The sequence below is a fragment of the Phenylobacterium sp. genome (assembly GCF_041916435.1).
Classification (GTDB): Bacteria; Pseudomonadota; Alphaproteobacteria; order Caulobacterales; family Caulobacteraceae; genus Phenylobacterium.
In genome coordinates this window covers 201,186-221,983 of record NZ_JAYRZM010000001.1, presented here as the reverse complement: position 1 = coordinate 221,983, position 20,798 = coordinate 201,186, and the positions used below count along the sequence as shown (strand labels likewise).

General features: G+C 71.0%; 19 protein-coding genes. 3 read left to right on the top strand and 16 right to left on the bottom strand.

Annotation, left to right across the window (positions count from 1 at the left end; translation table 11 throughout):
* Nucleotides 1-2: 2 nt before the first annotated feature.
* From ACE3TA_RS01095 to ACE3TA_RS01075, 5 genes are all read right to left on the bottom strand, one after another.
* A complete protein-coding gene (locus ACE3TA_RS01095; protein WP_374569845.1) occupies nucleotides 3-236 on the bottom strand; it encodes a MoaD/ThiS family protein in 234 nt (77 codons plus the stop codon).
* 16 nt (nucleotides 237-252) lie between these two features.
* Nucleotides 253-2,541 carry a xanthine dehydrogenase family protein molybdopterin-binding subunit gene (locus ACE3TA_RS01090; protein WP_374569844.1) on the bottom strand — a complete coding sequence of 763 codons (2,289 nt, stop codon included), beginning with the start codon at nucleotides 2,539-2,541 and terminating at the stop codon, nucleotides 253-255.
* A complete protein-coding gene (locus tag ACE3TA_RS01085) occupies nucleotides 2,541-3,023 on the bottom strand; it encodes a (2Fe-2S)-binding protein (protein WP_374569843.1) in 483 nt (160 codons plus the stop codon). The genes ACE3TA_RS01090 and ACE3TA_RS01085 overlap by 1 nt, the downstream gene beginning before the upstream one ends.
* Nucleotides 3,020-3,886 (bottom strand): xanthine dehydrogenase family protein subunit M, encoded by an 867-nt coding sequence (locus ACE3TA_RS01080; RefSeq protein WP_374569842.1) that lies wholly within the window; start codon nucleotides 3,884-3,886, stop codon nucleotides 3,020-3,022. The genes ACE3TA_RS01085 and ACE3TA_RS01080 overlap by 4 nt, the downstream gene beginning before the upstream one ends.
* A 162-nt stretch (nucleotides 3,887-4,048) precedes the next feature.
* Nucleotides 4,049-5,026 carry an NAD(P)H-dependent flavin oxidoreductase gene (locus tag ACE3TA_RS01075; RefSeq protein WP_374569841.1) on the bottom strand — a complete coding sequence of 326 codons (978 nt, stop codon included), beginning with the start codon at nucleotides 5,024-5,026 and terminating at the stop codon, nucleotides 4,049-4,051.
* Nucleotides 5,027-5,196: 170 nt separating this feature from the next.
* Here ACE3TA_RS01075 and ACE3TA_RS01070 point away from each other — a divergent pair, with 170 nt between their 5' ends.
* Complete coding sequence (locus tag ACE3TA_RS01070; RefSeq protein ID WP_374569840.1) at nucleotides 5,197-6,060, top strand: universal stress protein; 864 nt, start codon at nucleotides 5,197-5,199, stop codon at nucleotides 6,058-6,060.
* 6 nt (nucleotides 6,061-6,066) lie between these two features.
* Here the strand turns inward: ACE3TA_RS01070 and ACE3TA_RS01065 are convergent, their stop codons facing one another.
* Both ACE3TA_RS01065 and ACE3TA_RS01060 read right to left on the bottom strand, forming a co-directional pair.
* Nucleotides 6,067-7,086, bottom strand: coding sequence for a sodium:calcium antiporter (locus ACE3TA_RS01065; RefSeq protein WP_374569839.1), 1,020 nt, complete (start codon nucleotides 7,084-7,086; stop codon nucleotides 6,067-6,069).
* Between the two features lie 22 nt (nucleotides 7,087-7,108).
* The gene (locus ACE3TA_RS01060; protein WP_374569838.1) at nucleotides 7,109-9,613 is read right to left on the bottom strand and encodes a cation-translocating P-type ATPase; all 2,505 of its coding nucleotides are present in this window, start codon (nucleotides 9,611-9,613) and stop codon (nucleotides 7,109-7,111) included.
* A gap of 206 nt (nucleotides 9,614-9,819) precedes the next feature.
* Here ACE3TA_RS01060 and ACE3TA_RS01055 point away from each other — a divergent pair, with 206 nt between their 5' ends.
* Nucleotides 9,820-10,290, top strand: coding sequence for an Hsp20/alpha crystallin family protein (locus tag ACE3TA_RS01055; RefSeq protein WP_374569837.1), 471 nt, complete (start codon nucleotides 9,820-9,822; stop codon nucleotides 10,288-10,290).
* Nucleotides 10,291-10,373: 83 nt separating this feature from the next.
* Here ACE3TA_RS01055 and ACE3TA_RS01050 read toward each other — a convergent pair whose 3' ends face one another.
* On the bottom strand, nucleotides 10,374-12,395 hold the full coding sequence (locus ACE3TA_RS01050) for an ATP-binding protein (RefSeq protein ID WP_374569836.1): 2,022 nt from the start codon (nucleotides 12,393-12,395) through the stop codon (nucleotides 10,374-10,376).
* Nucleotides 12,396-12,403: 8 nt separating this feature from the next.
* Nucleotides 12,404-13,891, bottom strand: coding sequence for a methyl-accepting chemotaxis protein (locus ACE3TA_RS01045; protein WP_374569835.1), 1,488 nt, complete (start codon nucleotides 13,889-13,891; stop codon nucleotides 12,404-12,406).
* A gap of 466 nt (nucleotides 13,892-14,357) precedes the next feature.
* Between ACE3TA_RS01045 and ACE3TA_RS01040 the strand changes: the two genes are divergently transcribed.
* A complete protein-coding gene (locus ACE3TA_RS01040; RefSeq protein ID WP_374569834.1) occupies nucleotides 14,358-14,927 on the top strand; it encodes a LuxR C-terminal-related transcriptional regulator in 570 nt (189 codons plus the stop codon).
* A 25-nt stretch (nucleotides 14,928-14,952) separates the two neighbouring features.
* Here the strand turns inward: ACE3TA_RS01040 and ACE3TA_RS01035 are convergent, their stop codons facing one another.
* The 7 genes from ACE3TA_RS01035 to ACE3TA_RS01005 form a co-directional block, all read right to left on the bottom strand.
* Nucleotides 14,953-15,696, bottom strand: coding sequence for a hypothetical protein (locus ACE3TA_RS01035; RefSeq protein ID WP_374569833.1), 744 nt, complete (start codon nucleotides 15,694-15,696; stop codon nucleotides 14,953-14,955).
* A gap of 117 nt (nucleotides 15,697-15,813) precedes the next feature.
* Nucleotides 15,814-16,344: a DUF882 domain-containing protein gene (locus tag ACE3TA_RS01030; RefSeq protein WP_374569832.1), complete on the bottom strand. Its 531-nt coding sequence runs from the start codon at nucleotides 16,342-16,344 to the stop codon at nucleotides 15,814-15,816.
* A gap of 45 nt (nucleotides 16,345-16,389) precedes the next feature.
* Nucleotides 16,390-17,817 (bottom strand): murein L,D-transpeptidase, encoded by a 1,428-nt coding sequence (locus tag ACE3TA_RS01025; RefSeq protein ID WP_374569831.1) that lies wholly within the window; start codon nucleotides 17,815-17,817, stop codon nucleotides 16,390-16,392.
* 61 nt (nucleotides 17,818-17,878) lie between these two features.
* A complete protein-coding gene (locus ACE3TA_RS01020; protein WP_374569830.1) occupies nucleotides 17,879-18,730 on the bottom strand; it encodes a universal stress protein in 852 nt (283 codons plus the stop codon).
* A 95-nt stretch (nucleotides 18,731-18,825) separates the two neighbouring features.
* Entirely contained in the window at nucleotides 18,826-19,029 is a 204-nt protein-coding gene (locus ACE3TA_RS01015) for a DUF2892 domain-containing protein (RefSeq protein WP_374569828.1), read from the bottom strand.
* Between the two features lie 21 nt (nucleotides 19,030-19,050).
* Entirely contained in the window at nucleotides 19,051-19,494 is a 444-nt protein-coding gene (gene trxC, locus ACE3TA_RS01010; protein ID WP_374569826.1) for a thioredoxin TrxC, read from the bottom strand.
* 9 nt (nucleotides 19,495-19,503) lie between these two features.
* Nucleotides 19,504-20,784: an NAD(P)/FAD-dependent oxidoreductase gene (locus ACE3TA_RS01005; RefSeq protein WP_374569825.1), complete on the bottom strand. Its 1,281-nt coding sequence runs from the start codon at nucleotides 20,782-20,784 to the stop codon at nucleotides 19,504-19,506.
* Nucleotides 20,785-20,798 lie beyond the last annotated feature (14 nt).

Sequence of the window (20,798 nt, the reverse complement as noted above, 5' to 3'; positions counted from 1 at the left end):
GCTCAGCCGCCGCCGATCTTGGGGATCAGATAGACCTCGCTGTCCGGGCCGATCGGCGAAAGCCAGGCGTCCTGGTGGATTTCGCCGTCGATGGCGAAGGCCATGCGCCGGTCCAAGACGTCGCCGAGGCCGGGAAAGCGCGCGTCCAGCGCCGCGACCAGGCGGCGCACGGTGTCGGCTTCGACCACGAACTCGGTCTGGCCGCCGGTCATGTCGGCGCAGTCGGCCGGAAGCACGACCCGCGCCATCGCCCTACCCGGCCTTGCCGTCCATCGCCGCGCGCAGCTTGGGCGGCGACATCGGCAGCTCGGCCATGCGCACGCCGATGGCGCGGCGCACGGCGTTGGCCGCCGCCGGCAGCGGCGGCACGATCGGCACCTCGCCCACGCCCTTGGCCCCGAAGGGATGGCGCGGGTTGGGCACCTCCACCAGGATGGTGTCGATCATCGGCAGGTCCGAGGCCACCGGCACGCGGTAGTCCAGGAAGCCGGCGTTCTCCATCCTGCCCTCGCGGTCGAAGATGTACTCCTCGTTCAGCGCCCAGCCGACGCCCTGGGCGACGCCGCCCTGGAGTTGGCCCTCCACATAGGACGGGTGGATCGCCCGGCCCACGTCCTGGGCGGCGGTGTAGCGCACCACGGTGACGTGGCCGGTCTCCGGATCGACCTCCAGGTCGCAGACGTGCACGCCGAAGCCGGGGCCCGCGCCCTGGGCGTTCAGCGCCACCTCGGCCGAGATCGGCCCGCCGGTCTTGGCCGACTGCGCGGCCAGCGCCGCCAGGGTCAGCGGCTTGGCCTCGCCCTTGGCCGGATCCAGGCATACGGCCCGGCCCTCGGTCCACTCCACCATCTCCGGCGTGGTGTCCCAGATCACCGCGGCGCGGCGCTTCAGGTCGTCGATCACCTTCTCGGCGGCCTGCACCACGGCCATGCCGGTGGCGAAGGTGGTGCGGCTGCCGCCGGTGACCATGGAAAAGCCGATGGAGGCGGTGTCGGCCACCCGCGGGCGCACGTGCTCGACGGCCACGCCCAGGGTCTCGGCGGCCATCATCGCCATGGAGGCGCGCGATCCGCCGATGTCGGGATTGCCGGTGACCACCGCGACGCTGCCGTCTTCGCTGACGTGGACCGCCGCGGTGCTCTCGCCGCCCACGTTGAACCAGAAGCCGGCGGCGACGCCCCTGCCCTGGTTGGGGCCGAGCGGGGCCTTGTAGTGCTCGCTGTCGCGGATCGCCTCCAGCGTCTCGACGAAGCCGATGTTGCGGTAGGTCGGCCCGTAGGACGCCTTGGCCCCGTCGCGCACCGCGTTCTTCAGGCGAAGCTCGATGGGATCGGCGCCCAGCTTCAGCGCCAGGTCGTCCAGGGCGCTCTCCACGGCGAAGGCGGCGATCGGCGCGCCCGGCGCGCGGTAGGCGGCGACCTTCGGCGTATTGGTCACCACGTCCCAGCCGGTGATGGTGAAGTTGTCGATGTCATAGCAGGCCAGCGCGGTCATGCAGCCGGCCCCCACCGGCGAGCCCGGGAAGGCGCCGGCCTGGTACTTCAGCTCCACCTCGGCGGCGGTGATGGTCCCGTCGGCCTTGGCGCCCAGCTTGACGTGCATCACCGAGGCCGAGGTCGGTCCGGTGGCGCGGAACACCTCGTCGCGGGTCATCACCATCTTCACCGGATGGCCGGACTGGCGCGAGAGCGCCAGCGCCAGGGGCTCCAGGTAGACGGTGGTCTTGCCGCCGAAGCCGCCGCCGATCTCGGCGGGGGTGACGCGGATGTTGGAGATCTCCAGGCCCAGCACCTTGGCGCAGTAGGTGCGCACCATGAACGCGCCCTGGCTGGAGGCCCAGACCTCGCACTGGCCGTCCTCGGCCCAGGAGGCGACGCAGGCGTGCGGCTCGATGTAGCCCTGGTGCACGGCCTTGGTGACATAGCGGCCTTCCACCACCACGTCGGCTTCGGCGAAGGCCGCGTCCGGATCGCCCCGGCCCAGGCGGTGGCGCATCGCCACGTTCGACGGCGCGGCGGGCTTGGGATCCACGCCCTGGGTGAACAGATGCTGGTGCAGCACCGGCGCGCCGGGCGCCATGGCGTCCTCCACGTCGAGCACGTGGGGCAGCTCCTCGTAGACCACCTCGATCAGCTCCAGCGCCTGGTCGGCCACCGCGTTGGAGATCGCCGCCACCGCGGCCACGGCGTGGCCGTCGTAGAGCGCCTTGTCGCGGGCGATCACGTTCATCGCCAGGTCGCGAAGGTTGGAGGCCGACTCGCCGCCCTCGTGCATCTCGCTGGCGAGGTTGGGGAAGTCGTCGCCGGTGACCACCGCCTTCACCCCCGGCAGGGCGCGGGCCTTGCGCGCGTCGATGGAGACGATGCGGGCGTGGGCGTGCGGGCTGCGCAGCACCTTGCCCACCAGCTGGCCGGCCACGTTCAGGTCGGCGCCGAACGCCGCCCGGCCGGTGACCTTGTCGGCCCCGTCGGGCCGGATCGGCCGGCCGCCGACGACCTTCAGCTCAGTCTTCTGCTCGGCTCTGTCCAGGACGTCGGTCATCACACCCTCGCTTGGCGCAGTTCGGCGGCCGCATCCATCACGGCGCGGACCACCTTGTCGTATCCGGTGCACCGGCACAGGTTGCCGGCCAGCCAATAACGGACCTCGGTCTCGGTGGGATCCGGATTGGCGTCGAGCAACGCCTTGGACGCCACCAGGAGGCCCGGCGTGCAGAAGCCGCACTGCAGGGCCGCGTGCTCCAGGAACTTCTGCTGCAGCGGATGCAGCCGCCCGCCCTGGGCCATGCCCTCGATGGTGGTCACCCGCCGGCCCTCGACCTCCGGCGCCAGCACCAGGCACGAGCAGACCAGCCGCTCGTCCACCGTGACGCTGCACGCGCCGCAGTCGCCGGAGCCGCAGCCCTCCTTGGAGCCGGTCAGGTGGAGCTCGTCGCGCAGGATGTCCAGCAGGGTCTGGCCGGGCTCGGCCAGGAACTCCACCGGGTCGCCGTTCACGCTCGTCGAAACATGGATCTTGGTCACGCTTGTCCACCCGCCCTTTGGTAGGCGATCTGCGCGGCGCGCCTGGCCAGCACGCCGGCGATCTTCGTCCGGTATTCGGTTGTTCCGCGCTTGTCGCTGATCGGCTTGCAGGCCGCCTGGGCCGCCGCGTCCAGCCTGGCCAGCGCCGCCTCGTCCAGCTTGGAGCCGACCAGCGCCGCCCCCGCCTCGGGAACCAGCAGCGCCGTCGGCGCCACCGCGCCGAGGGCGACGTCGGCCTCGGTGATCACGCCGGCCGCGTCCAGCGTCAGGCTCACGCCCGCGCCCACCACGGCGATGTCCATCTCCGTGCGCGGGATCAGCCGCAGATAGGCGTCGGACGCGCGGGCCGGCCGCGGCGGCAGCTTGAATTCGACGATGAACTCGCCGGGCTTCAGCGAGGTCTTGCCGGGAGCGACGGGGATGGTCTCCACCGGCGCCTCGCGCCGCCCGTCGGGGCCGGCGATCACGCAGACCGCCCGCGCGGCGATCATCGCCGGCACGCTGTCGGCGGCAGGCGAGGCGTTGCAGAGATTGCCCGCCAGGCTCGCCCGGCCCTGCACCTGGGTGGAGCCGATCAGGTTGGCCGCCTCGATCACGCCGGGCCAGGCCTTGGCCAGGGCCGCGTGCTCGCCGAGGGCCGCGCCGCTGGTGGCCGCCCCGATCACGAAGCCGCCGCCCTCCTGGCGCACGCCGATCGTCTCGGCGATCCGTTTCAGGTCCACGATGACCGAGGGCTTGGCCCGGCCCGACCGGAACTGGACCAGGAGGTCCGTCCCGCCGCCCATGGCCCGCGCGCCCGCGGTTTCCAGCGCCTTGACCGCGTCCTCGACGGTCGACGGCGCGACATACTCCGTCTGAGACAAGCGACCTCCCATGCTTTCAGCACATATGGGGCGCGCGCCAGCGTATGGAACCGCGCCCCGCGGCGAAATCTCCGGCGCGCCCGCAAGCGCGCCGGCGCCGTCATGGGAAGGTTGCGCCCGGGCCTTGCGCGCGGTCAAGCCGCGGCGGGGCCCGTCGGAGCGCTAGTCGTCGAGCATCGTCTCCAGGCGGCCGCGGATGATCGCCTTGGCCTCGGACATGATGCGGTCGATCAGCTCCTGCACGGTGGGGATGTCGTGGATCAGGCCCGCGACCATGCCGCAGGACCAGCCGCCGGCGTCCATCTTCCCCTCCTTCATGATCGCCGGATAGACCCCAGCCACCTCGGGCGCGATGTCGGCGAAGGTGATCTTGTCGCCCAGCGTCCGCTCCTTCTCGAGCAGCCGCTCGACCCCGGCGTTGACCAGCACGCGCTCGGTGTTGCGCAGCGGGCGCATGATCAGGCGCGTGTCCAGTTCGGTGGCCGCGACGATCGCCTGCTTCACGTTCTCATGCACCGGCGCTTCCTTGGTGGCGATGAAGCGGGTGCCCATGTTGACGCCGTCCGCGCCCATGGACAGGGCCGCCACCAGTTGGCTGCCGGTGGCGCAGCCGCCGGAGGCCACGAACGGGATCTTCAGTTCCTCGGCGGCCCTGGGCAGCAGCACCCAGTTGCCGACGTCGTCCTCGCCCGGGTGGCCGCCGCACTCGAAGCCGTCGACGCTGACCGCGTCGCAGCCGATCGCCTCGGCCTTCAGCGAGTGGCGCACCGAGGTGCACTTGTGGATCACCTTGATGCCGGCCTCCTTCAGCGCCGGCATCCACTTCTGCGGGTTGTTGCCGGCGGTCTCCACCGCCTTGACCCCGCTCTTGATGATCGCCTCGACGAAGCCCGGATAGTCCGGCGGCGTCACCGCCGGCAGAAAGGTCAGGTTCACGCCGAACGGCTTGTCGGTCATCTCCCGGCAGCGGGCGATCTCCTTGGTCAGGTTCTCCGGCGTGCCCTGGGTCAGGCCGGTGATGATCCCCAGCCCCCCCGCGTTCGACACCGCCGCCGCCATCTCGGCGTAGCCTACCATGTGCATGCCGCCCTGGATGATCGGGTGCTTGATGCCGAAGAGTTCGGTGATGCGGGTTTTCATGGGCTGGGCTCTATCGATTTGAGTTGGATGAAAGCACGACGAAAGAACTGTCGGCCGCATCCATAGCCCGGCCTCGGACGGTCTTGGAAGCCGCGAACGAGGCGCCTTGCGCGCGCCAATCGGCGCCTGGCCTTTGAAACCAACGGCCGGACCGGGCTAAACACCTGGGCATGACCAGCGCTGCGACGACGCCCTCCTCCATCCTCCTGGCCACCGACCTCAGCTGCCGCTGCGACCGGGCGACCGACCGCGCCGCCCAGCTCGCCGAGCTGTGGGGCGCGCAGCTTCACGTCGTCGCGGCCGTGGAGCGCGACTTCCGCGAACCGTCCTGGAGCGGGCCGCTCGCGGCGGACCTCGGCGCGGCGCGGGCCGAACTGGAGCCGGTGTTCGCCGGCCGCAACATCAACTGGCACGTGTCGGTCGACGCCGGCGCGCCGCACGAGGTGGCGCTGGAGACCGCCGCCAAGCTGGGCAGCCAGCTCATCATCACCGGCGCGGCGCGCAACGAGCTGCTGGGCCGCTCCAACCCCGGCCGCACGGTCGAGATGCTGGCCCACGCCGCCCCCGCGCCGGTGCTGGTGGTCAAGCGCCGGGTCGCCGGCCCCTATCGCCGCATCCTCGCGCCCACGGACTTCTCGCTGGTCTCCGAGCAGGCCACCCAGCACGTGGTCGAGCTGTTCCCGGACGCCGCGCTCACCCTGCTGCACGCCTATCGCGTGCCGTTCGCCGGCTTCATCAGCGAGACGGCGCACCACGACGAGATGCGCCAGGAGGCCGCCCGCGCCCGCGACGGCTTCCTCGAGCGGGTCGCGGCGCGCCTGGGCCGGCCCGTGAACCCGGAGGTGCTGCTGGAGTACGGCGCGCCCGAGCACCTGACGGCCGAATACGTCGAGGCGCAGAACCCGGACCTGGTCGCCGTGGCCTCGCGCCGGCGCGGCGGCGGGCCGCATCACGGCGGCACGGCGACGGCGCTTCTGATGGCCAGCCGGTGCGACGTGCTGCTCTGCCCCGAGCCCGAGCACCCGGGCCGCTAGCGCGCTTCAGCCCGCCGCCGAACCGACGCCGGCGAAGGCCATCCAGGCCGTGGCGATGTAGATGCCGATCAGGCCGATGCTGGCCCAGCTCACCGCGCCGAACGGCCGCCCGGCGGGCCGATAGATCAGGCCGACGATGATCACCGCGTTCATGGCCACCGCCGACAACGCCGTGGCGGCGTGCGTCGGCGAGGCGTCGGCCATGATGGGACCGGGCGCATAGACGAGGTCGTCCAAGGCCAGCACCATCATGTTGAAGAGATTGCTGCCGAGGAGGCTGGCGACGCCCATGTCCAGCGCCCCGCTGCGCACGGCGGCGAGCGTGACCACCAGTTCCGGCAGCGACGTGGCCATGGCCAGGAACATGGTGCCCACGAAGGTGCGGCTCCAGCCCATCGCGTCGGCCAGGCGCAGGGCGGCGTCCGGCAGCATCATCCCCGCCGAGAACACGCAAGCGCCGGCGATCGCGTAGCCCAGGATCGCGCGGCGCACCGTGGCCTGCGGGTAGCGCTCGACCGCCACCTCGGCCGGCTCCATGAGCTGGCGGCGCTCGTAGCTGAAGATGGTGCGCACGGCCAGCAGGTAGACCAGCACGATGACGATGGTGGCCGCGCCCACCGGCGCGTGGGTCAGGGCGGCGAGCCTGGGCCCGGCCAGGATGTTCAGCCCCACCACCGCCAGCAGGATCGAGCCGTATCCGGCCGACAGCACATGGCCCTGGGAGGCGCGGGCGTACATCCGGTCGGGCCGATAGAAGAAGTCCACCGCCACGAACAGCAGCAGGTTGAAGACGCACGACCCCAGGGCGTCGCCGATCGCCAGGTCCGGCGCGCGCAGGACCGCGCTCGCGGTCACGCCGGTGACCAGCTCCGGCAGCGAGGTGACCGTGGCCAGCATGACGAGACCGACCCAGCTACCGCTCAGGCCGGTCCGCTCGGCGATGATGTCGCCGAAGCGCGACAGCCAGAAGCCGGCGACCGCGATGATCGCGGCCAGCAACGCGAACTCCAGCACGATCCAGATCACTCTCGCCCCCGCCCTGCGTGACTCATCGCGCCGCCGCCCGCTCGCGCAGGCGCCGGTAGATCCGCACCCAGCCGCCCGCCGCCAGCGCCACGGCCACGCTCAGGCCCAGCAGCGGCGTGCTGGGCGTGGAGATCTCGAACACGTCCTCGAAGGCGGGCACGAACAGCGCCAGCGAGACGATCGACGCGGCGGCCGCGGCGATCCCCCAGAAGATGACGTGGCGGCGGTCGAAGATGCTCACGCTGAGGCTGGCCGCGTCGGCGAAGGCCAGGACCAGGATCGACATGACCAGGGCGGCGAAGGCGACGGCGCGCGCCTCCAGCAGGGGCGCTACGCCCAGCGCCCACACGTAGAGCCCCAGGATCGCGGCGAAGATCGCCAGCCCCTGGATGGCGGCCATCGCCACCTGCGGGCGGCCGAACAGGGATTCGCGCGCGCTGCGCGGCCGGCGCTTCATCGCGTCGGATTCGCTGGGCTCAGTCTCGAACACCAGCGAGCAGACCGGGTCGATCACCAGCTCCAGCAGCACCACGTGCATCGGCGCGAGCATCGGCGGCAGGCCCATCAGGATCGGCGTCAGCGCCAAGCCCGCGATCGGCACGTGGATGGCGGTGATGTAGGTCAGCGCCCGCCGCAGGTTGGAGAAGATCCGCCGTCCCAACCGCACCCCGCCGACGATCGAGGCGAAGCTGTCGTCCAGCAGCACCAGGTCGGCGGCCTCGCGGGCGACGTCGGTGCCGCGCTGGCCCATGGCGATGCCGATGTGGGCCGCCTGCAGGGCGGGCGCGTCGTTCACCCCGTCGCCGGTCATCACCACCACCTCGCCGGCGGCCTTGAACGCCTCGACCAGCTTGAGCTTCTGCTCGGGACGGATGCGGGCGAAGATGCGCGTGCGCTCCACCGCCTCGCTCAGGGCCTGGGGCGACATGGCGGCGACCTCGTCGCCGGTGAGCACGCCCGCATCGCCGTCGATGCCGGCCTGGCGGGCGATCTCGCGAGCCGTGGCCGGATAGTCGCCGGTGATCATGGCCACGGAGATGCCGGCGCCGCGCGCCTCGTCCAGCGCGGCCGGCACGTCCTGACGCACGGGATCCTGGAAGCCGACGAACCCGCGGAAGGCGAACACGGCCGCCTCCGGCTCGTCGGGGAACACGCCCTGGCGGAAGCAATCGGCCACGGCCAGCACGCGCAGGCCCTCGGCCGCCATGGCCTCCAGCACCTCGCGCAGCCGGGCGACCTCGTCCTGCGGCAGGCGGCACAGGCTGAAGATCGTCTCGGGCGCGCCCTTGGCCGCGGCGATCTCGCCGCCGCCGCTCCGCCAGGCCTGCACCACCGCCAGCCGCTCGGGCCGCAGCGGCCAGGTGCGCGTGGGCGCCTCGCCGTCGGAGGGGCCCGCGACGCCGGCCTCGGCGCTGAGCTCGAACACCGCCCGATCCATCGGATCGACCGAACGCACGGCCGAGGCCAGGACCGCGGCCCGGACCAGCGCGCCGGCGGCCGCCCCGTCCTCGCGCAGCGCGCGTTCCGCGCCATCGGCCCACAACCGGGCCACGCGCATGCGGTTCTCGGTGAGGGTGCCGGTCTTGTCGACGCAGAGCACCGTGGCGCCGCCGAGCGCCTCGATCGCCGCCGAACGGCGCACCAGCACCTTGTGGCGCGCCAGCCGCCAGCCGCCGAGCGCCAGGAACACCGCCAGCACCATGGGGAATTCTTCGGGGATCAGCGAGATCGCCAGGGTCACCCCGGCCAGGACGCCGGCCACCCAGTCGTGGCGCATCACCCCGTAGATCACCACCAGCAGCACCGAAATCGCGACGGCCGCCACGCCCATGAAGCCGACCAGCCGCGCGGACGCCTTCTGCAGGGGCGTCGGCTCCTCGGAAATCGCGGCCAGCGAGGCGCCGATCCGCCCCAGCGCCGTGCGCGGGCCGGTGGCGACCACCTCGGCGGCGCCCTGGCCGCGCACCACCAGGGCGCCGGCGAACAGCGTCGACGCCTCCGGGTCCGCCGCCTGCGCCGAGGGCGCCGGGGTCTTGTCCACCGGCGCGGATTCGCCGGTGAGCACGGACTCGTCCATGCTGAGCACGTCGCCGTGCACGAGCACCGCGTCGGCCGGCGCGCGATCGCCCTCGCCGATCAGGATCAGGTCGCCCGGCGCCAGGTCACGGGCGGGAATGCGCTGTTCGGCGCCGTCGCGCACCACGCGGGCGTAGGGTTCGGCCAGGCTGCGCAGGGCCGCCAGCGCCTTTTCGCTGCGCGCCTCCTGAAACACCACCAGACCAATGGAGACGCAGGCGCCGGCGGTGAGGAACAGCCCCTCCCCCAGGTCGCCCAGCATCAGGTAGAGCGCCGAGGCCGCCAGCAGCAGCGCGAACATAGGCTCGCGCAGGGCGCCCGCCATGATGGCCGCCAGGCTGCGCGTGCGCGGCTTGTGCAGTTCGTTGGGGCCGGCCTCGGCCAGGCGCGCGGCGGCCTCGGCCTGGCTCAAACCCCGGTACGGACTGGACGGCTGATCGGTGGTCGCCATGGCGGCCTTGGATTCCCTTGGGCTGTCGGCGGCTTCGCTTCATCGCTAGCGGCGGCGGCGCGTCATGCCCATGACGCGCATCAAGGCGCGCCGGGACCGCCAGCCAGATCGCATATCCCGCGTCAGTTGAGATTCATCAAGGAAGCGCGTCCCCGGCGAGCGTTAACTGTCATCAGTTGTTTCATTCGCATTGATGGAGCACCTCGATGACAGCCCAACCTCCGGTCAATCAATTCCTTCCCACCCTGCAGCGTTCGGCCGCCAATGTCTTCGGCCCGATCCACCGCGAATTCGACCGGCTGTTCGATCAGCTGGGCGCTGGCTGGAGCACGCTGGCGGAGCTGGAGCCGGTTCCCCGCATGGACGTGCGCGACACCGACGAGGGGCTTGAGGTCACCGTCGAGCTGCCGGGCCTGAAGGAATCCGACGTCACCGTGAGCGTCGAGGACAACCTGCTCACCGTGGCCGGCGAGAAGAAGACGCAGAAGGAGACCAAGGAGGGCGGCTACCGGCTGGCCGAACGCACCTTCGGCGCGTTCTCCCGCACGATCACCCTGCCCGGCGGCGTCGACGCCGCGAAGATCAAGGCCGTGATGGCGGACGGGGTGCTCACCCTGACCGCGCCGCGCAGCGCGGCGGCCAAGGCCAAGACCATCAAGATCGAACCCGCCAAGTAGCCCCCCCAACGACTGGCGAGTTTGTGGGAGCGTCGCCGCGAAAGCGGGGACGCTCCTTCTCTTTTGGGCGCCTGGACCGGCCCCTAGACCACGCCCTCGGCGGCGCGATAGGGCGCGTCGGCCAGCTCCGCGACCATTTCGATCAGCGCCTCGGCGTGGATCGGCTTGGTGAGAAAGGCGTCGGCCCCGGCCCGTTCGGCGGCGGCGCGGTGTTCGGGCATGGCGTTGGCGGTCAGCACGCAGATGGGCGCCCTGCGCGCGCCGATCTCGGCCTCCCGGGCGCGGATCAGTTCGATGGCGCTCAGCCCGTCCATCACCGGCATCTGCATGTCCATCAGGATCAGGTCGAACGCCCGCTTGGAGGCGGCGGCGACCGCCTCCCGCCCGTTCTCCACGCAGGTCAGGTCGATCGGCAAGGGCTCGAGGATCAGCTCCACGGCGCGCCGGTTGATCACATGGTCCTCGGCCAGCAGCACCTGCAGCCGGTTCGGCGAGACCTCGGTCTGGACGAAGGCGCACGTCCCGCCCGTGTGGCTGACGCTGTCGAGCATCGGCAGCGGCAACTCCACGGTGAACACCGAACCCACGCCCGGCTGGGACGAGGCGGCGATCGTGCCGCCCATCAGCTCCACCAGCGACTTGCAGATCGCCAGGCCCAGGCCGGTTCCGCCGAACCGGCGCGTGATCGACCCGTCCGCCTGCTCGAAGCGCTCGAACAGGCAGCCCGCCGTCTCCGGGGCGAAGCCGATGCCCGTGTCCTCCACGGCGAAGCGGATGCGCCGCACGCCCGCGCTTTCGCCGCGGTCGGTCACGCGCATGCGCACCTGGCCGCGCGCCGTGAACTTCACCGCGTTGCTGAGCAGGTTCGAGAGCACCTGGCGGATGCGCAGGTCGTCGCCGAGGAAGTAGCAGTGGGTCGCCGGCTCGGCCACGAGCGACAGGCCCACCCCCTTCTCCGCCGCGCTCGCCTGGAACAGGGCCACCGTGTCGCGCACCACCGCGCACAGGTCGAACGGCTCGGCGCGGATGGCCATGCGGCCGGCGTCGACCTTGGCCAGGTCGAGGATGTCGCTGAGCAGCCCCTCCAGCGCCCGGCCCGACGCCTCGATCAGATTGACCATCTCGGCCTGCTTGGCGTTGAGCCCGGTGCGGGCGAGCGCGCCAGCCACGCCGAGCACCCCGTTCAGCGGCGTGCGGATCTCGTGGCTCATGTTGGCCAGGAACGACGATTTGGCCAGGCTCGCCCGCTCGGCCTCCTCGCGGGCCTCGATCAGGCGCCGTTCGGCGGCCTTGCTGTCGGACAGGTCGCGGATGATGGCGGTGAAGACAAAGCCGTCGCCGGTCTCCAGCCTGGCCAGCGAAGCCTCGGCCGGGAATTCGTCGCCGGACTTGCGCAGCCCCATGATCTCGGCGCGCTCATGCATGCGCAGGCTGGGACGCACGCCCTCGGCGAAGCCTTCCACGTGGCGGCTGTGGTTGAAGCGCAGGCGCTCCGGCATCAGGGCCTCGACCCGCAGCCCGACCACCTCCTCGGCGAGATAACCGAACGTCGCCTCGGCGCCGGCGCTGAACAGCAGGATGCGCCCGGTGGGATCGGTCACCACGATCGCCTCGGGCGAAATGCGCAGCATGCTCTCCAGCATTTCCTGGCTGCGCCGGGAGGCCGCCTCGGCGCTGCGCAGCTGGGTGACGTCCTGCACCGCGCCCACCATCCGCAGGACCGCGCCGTCGGGCGAGCGCACCACCTCGCCCTCCTCGTGCACCACGCGGACCGATCCGTCGGGGCGCACGATGCGGTGATCCAGTTCGAAGGCCTGTTCGCCGTCGAGGGCGCGCCGCACGGCGGCTTCGACCCTCGCGCGGTCGGCGGGATGCACCCGCTCAATGAAGGCCGGGTAGGACGGCTGGAAGCTCGCCGCGTCCAGGCCGAAGATCTGGAAGATCTGGTCCGACCAGATGATTTCGTCGGTCCCGACGTTCCAGTCCCAACTGCCCGTGTTGGACAGCCGCTGGGCCCGTTTCAGGTGCTCGATCGTCTCGGCGAGTTCGGCGTTCGTCCGCCCGTCCGCCTCGACCACGTCGCGTCTATCGATGTCCCGCGCCATCGCCGCCCTCAGTTCGACGCGGCCCGCCGCTCGCCCTGGGCGTGGCGGTCGGACAGGCCCTGGCGAAGCGGCGGCGAGGCCGCGCGGCCGGCGCGGAAGCCGCCGACCCGCGTCATCAGGCTATGGATCTCCTCCTTCAGCGAGGCGCTGGCGGCGGTCGACTGCTCGACCATGGCCGCGTTCTGCTGGGTCACCTGGTCCATCTGGTTGACGGCGGTGTTGACCTGCTGAAGCCCGGTCGCCTGCTCCTGGGCCGAGGCCGAGATGTCGGCGATCACCCCGTCGATCTCGCCGACCTTGGCGACGATCGACTGCAGCGCGCCGCCGGTCTTGCCGACCAGCTCCACGCCGGCCTCCACCTGGTCGGTCGAGGCCGAGATCAGGGCCTTGATCTCCTTGGCGGCCTCGGCCGAGCGCTGGGCGAGCGCCCGCACTTCGGAGGCGACCACCGCGAAGCCGCGGCCGGCCTCGCCCGCGCGGGCCGCCTCGACCCCGGCGTTCAGCGCCAGGAGGTTGGTCTGGAAGGCGATCTCGTCGATCACGCTGATGATCTGGCCGATCTGGCGCGAGGAGGCGGCGATCTCGCCCATCGCCCGTTCGGCCTCGGCCACCACCGCGCCGGACTGTTCGGCGACGCTCTTGGCCTCGGCCACCACGGCGCCGGCGTGCCGGGCGCCCTCGGCGGTGGTCTTCACCGTGGCGGTGATCTCGTCGAGGGCGGCGGCGGTCTCCTCCAGGCCGGCGGCCTGCTGCTCGGTGCGCCGCGACAGGTCGGCGGACGCCTGGGTCAGCTCCGAGCAACTGGCGCTGACGATCTCGACGGTCGAGGACACCGCCCCGATCGCGTCTTCCAGCCGCGCCAGGGCCCCGTTGAAGTCGTCGCGCAGGGCGGCGTACTCGCTCGGCATGTCGTCGATCATGCGATAGGTCAGGTCGCCGGCCGCGAGGGCGGCCATCCCGCGGCCCATCGAGGCCACCACGGCGCTGCGTTCGGCGTGCAGCACCTCGGCTTCGGCCTGCTTGCGCGCGGCCTCCGCCGTCTCGAGATAGACCGAGATCGCGTAGTCCACGTCGAGCAGCGTGGCCTTGGCCAGGGCGCCCAGCTCGGCCGCCGCCTCCTTGGCCGAACCGCCCTTTCCGCCGAAGCCGGACTTCGGCCAGCGGGCCTTCACCACCGCCGCGATGAGGGACTCGATCACCAGGGCGTAGCCGCCGATGTACCACCGCGGCTCCAGGCCGATGCGAGCGTGGGTCTGGCCCACCGCGGTCACGGCGCGAACGTAGGTTTCGTCGAACTGGCCGCTGGAGATCGCCTCCCAGTGGCCGAGCTGGCGGCGCTTGGCGTTGGCGATGTGCTCGGCGTCGGAGAAGAAGCGCCGCGTCTCCGGCCGGCTGCGCACTTGCCCGTAGAACGTGTCCAGCGCGTCGGGCAGCCCCTCCATCAGGATGGATTTTATTCGTCGGAGGTCGTTGCGCGCCTCCGCGTCGATACGCATGAAGCTCAAGCGATCGCCAAGCGCATCACCATCCGACATGACCTAACCCCCCGGTTGGTACAGCGTAGGAATAGTTCAGGTTAACATGAGTATAACCCTGATATTTCGACGATCGCTCAGTCAGAGTTGGCGTCAACTTGAAACTTCTCTGGTATAATGAGAGATATATGCCTCAATTTTTCCCGCGACCGCAAAAAGTGACTCGCGCGTCACGCGATATTCGTTGATTTCATTGTCTTTTTTCCAGATACAACCAAAGATATATATTGCTAAGTGGTTGATTTTCCGCGTACCCCTAACGACGCATTATCCCTTGTATTTTTGTGGTCATTAGGGACGGCGGCGCCTACATGCCTCGTGTTTGCCTGCGATGAGCGGCGATCAATCTGGAAGTGCGACCGATGGCGATTCGCCGCCGGCGCAGGTTGTTTCCATCCTCGTCCTTGAGGAGAAGCCGATCTGTCGCGTGGCGCTGGCGGAGCTGGCGCGTCAGTCGACGCAGCTCGGCAAGGCCAGCTTCGCAGGCTCCATCTCCGAGGCGATGATCGCGCTCGCGGCCGCCCCGCCGACCCTGGCCCTGGTGGACCTGTTCACCGTCAACTACGACTTCAGCGGCATCCAGCGCCTCCTCGAACGCGCCGGCCCCGTCCACACGCTCGCGATCGACGACCGCCTCAATCCGACGTTCGCGCGGCTGGCCAAGGACGCCGGCGCGCTGGGCTATGTCTCGAAGAACCTCGCCCCGGAGACGCTGAGCTCGGCGATCCGCACCGTGGCCGCGGGCGAGGCCTATTTCCCGCCCGAGGTCGCGCCGCTGGTGCGGTCGCATCGCTCGCCGCGCCTGTCGCCGCGCCAGCTCGACGTGTTGAAGAAGCTCGCCTCGGGCAAGTCGAACAAGGAGATCGCCGAGGCGCTCGGCATCTCGCCGGGCACCGTCAAGCTGCACATCCACGCGATCCTGAAGCTGACCGGCGCGCGCAACCGCACCGAGGCGGCCCTGGTCGCCGGCCGCTTCATCGCCCCCACCCTGAGCTGAAGCCCCGCGGGCCGGGGCGGCGGGCCTATTCGACCACCACCTCGCGCTGGACGACGCCGGAGTTGCCGCTGCCGGCGTCATGGGCGGTGAGCGTCAGCAGGTAGCGGCCCGGCGTCAGGTCGTGGAAGGCCGCGTCGAAGGTCGAGGGCGAGCCGGCGTAGTCGAGCTTGGCGGCCGGCAGGGACGTCCCGTCCCGGCTAAGCGTGGCCTCCACATCGTAGCGCGCCGCATCCCAGTGGCCGCCGGGCGTGATCGGGCAGCCGCACATCAGGGTGACCTTGGCCGTCAGCGTCGCGGCCGAGCCGGCCGAGGTCCATTGCGGCTCGATCACCAGGCCCGGCATCTCCAGGATCCAGCCGTCGCCCTCGACGGCCCGGCCGGGCAGCAGCCACATCTGCGAGGTGACGGTGATCTTCGCGTCGGGCTTGCCCAGCGGGCCGCTCGCGCGCGCCTGCACCAGGGTCGGCTTGTCGATGTCCAGGGTCGCGGCGAAGCCGGCGGCGTCGGGCGTGGAGATCGGCTCGCGACGCACGCGGGGCTTGACGATCAGCCGCTCGGTGTCGCCCGTCCCGCCGCTCGTGACCCCCTCGGCCAGGACCTTGCCGGTCTTGGCGTCGGACAGGGTGATCGCCACCCCGCCCATGCTGTCGCCGATGAACTTGGCGTCCTTGGCGATGGCGCGCACCACCACCGGCGTCGGCTCGGCGGCGGCCGCGCCGGCCAGGCAAAGGCCGGCCGCGGCGGCGGCGATCAGGCTGCGGATGAACATGGGGCGGTCTCCTCCGGTCGCGTTTGCCGCGACCATCGGCGAAATCCGCCGGCCGATCCAGCCGCAGCCGGCGCTAAATGCGGGAAGACGCAGGGAAAGGCGGCTGCGGGCAGCGGCCTACCACTGGCGGACGCGGCCGATGTCGACGTGGACGAAGTTGGAGCTGGGATAGTAGCCGACGCCGCCGCGCTTCATGTCCAGGGCGCCCTTGCGCAGGTCGGCCAACTGCACGCCGGGCATGCGGATGTCCATCGCCTGGCCCTGCATGTGCAGGCTGTGGGTGGCCACCCCGTCGGAGCGGGCGTGCAGGGCCGCGTTGGTCTTGGGCGAACGGTATCCGGAGATCACCTGCACCGATCCGGCGGCCTCGAACTTGTGGCTGAGCGCGCTCACCAGGTCGAGCAGACCCGGCGCGATCGGATGGACGTCGCCGGTGCGGAAGTCGCGCAGCAGGTGGTTCATCGCCTGCAGCGCGTCCGGCAGATACTGGCCGGCCTCCCAGAAGGTGGCGTTCAGCTTCTCGCCGGTGTGCAGGTTGAGCAGCGACAGGCTGCGCGCCGGCGCCGTGGCGAACGCCGGTCCGGCGATCGCGGCGAGGCTCGCGGCGCCAAGGGCGCCCTTCAGCAGGTCGCGACGATGGGTCAGCATTCAATCTTTCCCCGACTTGAGCCCCCGCAGGCCCTTGCAGTTTGGCTATCCCTCGCCGCCGCCGCAACCCGTCGCGGCCTGCGACAATGCCGCGCGCTTGGCCTGGGCCTCGGCCAGGGCCGCGGCCAGCTTGTCGTCCCAGCCGTAGACGTCGGGGCGGAAGCTGACCTCGCCCGCGTCGTCGGCCACGGCGGTCCAGTAGACCACATAGAGCGGCACCGCCGTGGTCAGCATGGTGCGCGAGGTGACGCCCGCGGCGATGGCCTGTTCGACGGTGTCGGCGCCCTGCCCCTGGCGGCCCAGCAGCAGCGCGGCCAGTTCGCGCGGCTTCTGCAGGCGCATGCAGCCGTGGCTCAGCGCCCGGTCGGTCCGGTCGAACGCCGACTTGGCGGGGGTGTCGTGCAGATAGACGCCGAACGGGCTCGGCAGGTCGAACTTCACCACGCCCAGCGAGTTCTTCGGCCCGGGCCTCTGCACCAGGCGGCCGTCGATGTAGGTGAAGTTGTTCTTCGCCAGGTAGCCGGGATTGCGCGCCGCCTTGGGCAGGATCTCCTTCTGGACGATGGAGGTCGGCACGTTCCAGGGCGGATTGAACAGCACCGATTCCACCCGAGAGATGAACATCGGCGTGTGGTGTTTCGGATCGCCCACCACCGCGCGCATGGCCAGGGCCGGCTTGTCCTGAACGAAGTAGGTGGCCTCGGCGCCGCCGATGTCCACCTCGATGCGCTCGGCCGGCAGGGTGCGCGGCAGCCAGCGCCAGCGCTCCAGGTTCATCTCGATCTGGGAGAGCCGCGCCTGGGCCGTCACGTTGAGCGCGGCCCGCGTCTTGGGCCCCAGCACGGCGTCGGCCTCCAGGCCATGGCGCTCCTGGAAGCGGCCCAGCGCCTCGGCCAGGGCGTCGTCGAACAGCTCCGGGTCCTGCGCCGTGGCCGGGGCGTAGCCTTCGCGGGCCAGGCGCAGGCGCAGGGCGGCGACGGCGGGGTCGTGGTCGCCCGCCCGTAGGGCCGGACCGTCCGCCAGCGGCTCCCAGCCGCCGGAGGCGACCAGCGCGGCGTAGCGCCGGCAGCCGGCCTGCAGCGCGCGATATCGCGGGAAGGTCGGCTCCAGCCCCTGGATCCAGGCCTGCAGCCGGCCCTGCGCGCGGGCCTGGGCGAACTCGGCCTCCACGTCGCGCTTCGGCGGCTCGATGGCCCAGAAGGAATCGACCTGCGAGGGGCGGATCCGCTGGCCGAGGTCCGTGCGCGCCTGCTCGATCAGCGCCGCCTGCAGGGCATCGTCGTCCAACTGGCCGAGCCGCGCGGCCCCGCCGCGGGCGCAGTCGTCCAGCGCCGGCAGGATCGCGGCGCGCTCCTGCGGCGTGAAGGCCGTCGCCTGGGCCTGGGCCTGGGCGGCATGGCCCACGGCGCAGAGCGCCAGGGCGGCGGCGAGCGCCCAGCCGCCGAGCGCGGACGTTGCGGCACGCTCTTTCATCAAGCGATCAATCACACGCATCTTCTTGAGGAAATATGACTTTCGGGCCCGTTCGTTCCCGTCAGTGCGCCATCAGGACAGGAGTCGGCGGCTCGTGCAGCATGTGCTCGGTCGCCCCGCCAAGGACGAACTCGCGCAGGCGCGAATGGCCATAGGCGCCCATGACCAGCAGGTCCGCGCCCTCGGCCTTCAGATAGCCGGCCAGGGTCTCGCCGATCGCCAGGCCGTCGGCGTCGATCTCCCGCGCCAGGGCGGCCACCCCATGCTGGGTCAGGTGGCGCACCGCCTCCTCCCCCAGGCCGGCGACGGCGGCGGGCTTGTCGTTGACGACGGTCAGCACGTGGACCTGCCGGGCCTTCTTCAGGATCGGCAGGGCGTCGGCCATGGCCCGCGCGGCCGAACGGCTGCCGTCCCAGGCCAGGACGGCCAGGCCCAGCCCGGTCTCTCCCGCCGGCGGCGCGGCCTGCGGGCCCATCGCCAGCACCGGCCGGCCGGAGCCGAACACCACGCTCTGCGCCACCTCCTGCTGGCCGTCGAACCGCTCGGCCAGGGGCACGATGCACAGGTCGCGCGTGCGCGCCCGCTCGGCCACGCGGTCGGCCACGTCGTAGATCAGCGCCGAGTCCAGCCGCGCCTCCTGGAAGACGCCGGCCGCCTTGGCTGCGGCGGTGAAGTGCGCCAGCGCCGCCTCGGCGTTGGCCCGGCTGCGCGCGGCCTCGTCCTGGGCCAGGGCGCTGAGGCCGATCAGGTAGTCGGCCACCCGGTTGCTCTTCACCGGGAACTGCACCTGCACGGCCAGGGCCGTCAGTTGCGCGCCCAGCGCCGCCGCCAGCCCCACCGCAGAATCGATCATCGCGTCCGGCGTCGCCTCAGGGTAGCTGTCGAGGTGCAGCAGGACATCTTTCAAGGCCATCAGTCGGGCTCCCAGGCAGGTGTCGGCGCAGCATCGCCTACCCGCGAGCCCTCGCCTTGATCGTGATCAGGAAAGCTCCGCCATCGAGTCGGGAGCTAGCGGAAGGCCGCGCCCGGCTTGACGCCCAGCTTCTTGAACACGATCGCAGCGGGACAGAAGCCCGTAAAGGCCGCCTGGATCATGTTCAGCCCGGCGAACACCGCCAGGAGAAGCCACCAGGGGCTGACGTAGTGGGCCAGCGCCACGCTGGCCAGGATGACCAGGCCGGCGAAGATGAACACGGCTCTATCGAGGGTCATGATGTTTGCTCCATGCAGGGCTCAGGCCGCGGCCTGAGCCAGCGCCTGTTGCGTCCAGGCGACGATCTGGCTGGCGCTCATCGCGCCGGCCTGGCGGGCGATCACGCGCCCGTCGCGGAAGAGGATGAGGGCGGGAATGCCCGACACGCCCAGCTCCGAGGCCGCCTGCGGCTCCTCGTCGCTGTTGAGCTTCAGGAGGCGCACCTCGGGCTCCAGCTTGGCGGCCGCGGCGGCGAACTGCGGCGCCATGGCCCGGCACGGACCGCACCAGGGCGCCCACACGTCCAGCAGCAGGGCCGCGCCGCTGGTCGAGCGGCGATGCGCCGCCAGTTGCGCGGAGGTGACCTCCACCGGCTTTCCCTCGAAGAGCCTGGCGCCGCAGCGGCCGCACTTAGCGGCGTGCGCGTCGCGGTCCTCGGGCGTGCGGTTCACGGCCCCGCAGTCGGGGCAGACGAACTGTCTCATGGCCGCCCCCTACGCCTTCAGCTTGTGCGCGCCCATCAGATCGAGCGCCAGCTTCTCGTAGAACGGTTCGCTTTGGCCGCGCTTCACCTTGCCGATGAAGTACTTTTCAAAGCCCACCTTGGCCAGGTGCACCCACTTGCCGTCGGACGACCAGTTGACGTTGCGCGGCGGAATCTGCGGCTGGGCGATGAAGGCCACGCCGCCGTCGCCGAAGTCGGCCAGGCAGATCGCGTTCCAGGTGGCTTCCTTGGTCGCGGGCTTGCCGTTGATCAGGTCCGCCACGTTGTGGGCGATGGCGGTGACCATGCTCTCGATCATGAAGCCGGTCTTGGGCACGCCCACCGGCACCGGGGTCTTGCCCGTCGGCGCGATGGCCACGCACACGCCCAGGCCGAAGACGTTCGGGAAGGCCGGGTTGCGCTGGTTCTTGTCGACGATGACGAAGCCGCGCGGATTGACCAGCCCCTCGATCCCGCGCACCGCCTCCACGCCGCGGAAGGGCGGCAGCATCATGGAATAGGCGAAGGGCAGTTCGTGGTTGGCCTTGGTCGAGCCGTCCTCGGCGACCTCCTCCACGTGCATCACGCCGGACGCCACCTTGGACACCTTGGCGTTGGTGATCCACTTGATGTGCCGGTCGCGCATCTCGCTTTCGAGCAGGCCCTTGGTGTCGCCCACCCCGTCCAGGCCCAGGTGGCCGACGTAGGGCTCCGAGGTGACGAAGGTCATCGGCACCTTGTCGCGGATCTTGCGCCGGCGAAGCTCGGTGTCGAGGATCATGGCGAACTCGTAGGCCGGGCCGAAGCACGAGGCGCCCTGCACCGCGCCGACCACGATCGGGCCGGGGTTCTGCACGAAGGCGTCGAAGGCCGCGCCCGCGCGCTCGGCGTGGTCCACGTGGCAGACCGACTGGGTGAAGCCGCCGTGCGGCCCCAGGCCCTCGATCTCGTCGAACGCCAGGTCCGGGCCGGTGGCGATCACCAGATAGTCGTAGGCCAGGCTCTGGCCGTCGTTGAGCTCCAGGCGGTTCTCCGCCGGATGCACCTTCTTGGCGCCCACGGCCGTGAAGCCGATCCCCTTCTTCTTCATGATGGGGGGCAGTTTCACCTCGATCGCGTCGCGGGTGCGCCAATGCACCGCAACCCACGGGTTCGACGGCACGAAATGGAACGTGTCGCCGAGGCTGACCACGGTGACATCAGCCTTGGAGCCGACCGCTTCCTTGATCTCGAAGGCCGCGATGGTCCCGCCCAGACCAGCTCCCAGTACGGCGATTGTGGGTTTTGTCATGTCCTCTACCCTAA

Coding starts and splice junctions, on each gene's coding strand:
- ACE3TA_RS01090 (WP_374569844.1), bottom strand. CDS start 2,541: ATGACCGACGTCCTGGACAGAGCCGAGCAGAAGACTGAGCTGAAGGTC.
- ACE3TA_RS01075 (WP_374569841.1), bottom strand. CDS start 5,026: ATGAAAACCCGCATCACCGAACTCTTCGGCATCAAGCACCCGATCATC.
- ACE3TA_RS01070 (WP_374569840.1), top strand. CDS start 5,197: ATGACCAGCGCTGCGACGACGCCCTCCTCCATCCTCCTGGCCACCGAC.
- ACE3TA_RS01060 (WP_374569838.1), bottom strand. CDS start 9,613: ATGGCGACCACCGATCAGCCGTCCAGTCCGTACCGGGGTTTGAGCCAG.
- ACE3TA_RS01055 (WP_374569837.1), top strand. CDS start 9,820: ATGACAGCCCAACCTCCGGTCAATCAATTCCTTCCCACCCTGCAGCGT.
- ACE3TA_RS01050 (WP_374569836.1), bottom strand. CDS start 12,395: ATGGCGCGGGACATCGATAGACGCGACGTGGTCGAGGCGGACGGGCGG.
- ACE3TA_RS01045 (WP_374569835.1), bottom strand. CDS start 13,891: ATGCGTATCGACGCGGAGGCGCGCAACGACCTCCGACGAATAAAATCC.
- ACE3TA_RS01035 (WP_374569833.1), bottom strand. CDS start 15,696: ATGTTCATCCGCAGCCTGATCGCCGCCGCCGCGGCCGGCCTTTGCCTG.
- ACE3TA_RS01030 (WP_374569832.1), bottom strand. CDS start 16,344: ATGCTGACCCATCGTCGCGACCTGCTGAAGGGCGCCCTTGGCGCCGCG.
- ACE3TA_RS01025 (WP_374569831.1), bottom strand. CDS start 17,817: ATGAAAGAGCGTGCCGCAACGTCCGCGCTCGGCGGCTGGGCGCTCGCC.
- ACE3TA_RS01020 (WP_374569830.1), bottom strand. CDS start 18,730: ATGGCCTTGAAAGATGTCCTGCTGCACCTCGACAGCTACCCTGAGGCG.
- ACE3TA_RS01015 (WP_374569828.1), bottom strand. CDS start 19,029: ATGACCCTCGATAGAGCCGTGTTCATCTTCGCCGGCCTGGTCATCCTG.
- trxC (WP_374569826.1), bottom strand. CDS start 19,494: ATGAGACAGTTCGTCTGCCCCGACTGCGGGGCCGTGAACCGCACGCCC.
- ACE3TA_RS01005 (WP_374569825.1), bottom strand. CDS start 20,784: ATGACAAAACCCACAATCGCCGTACTGGGAGCTGGTCTGGGCGGGACC.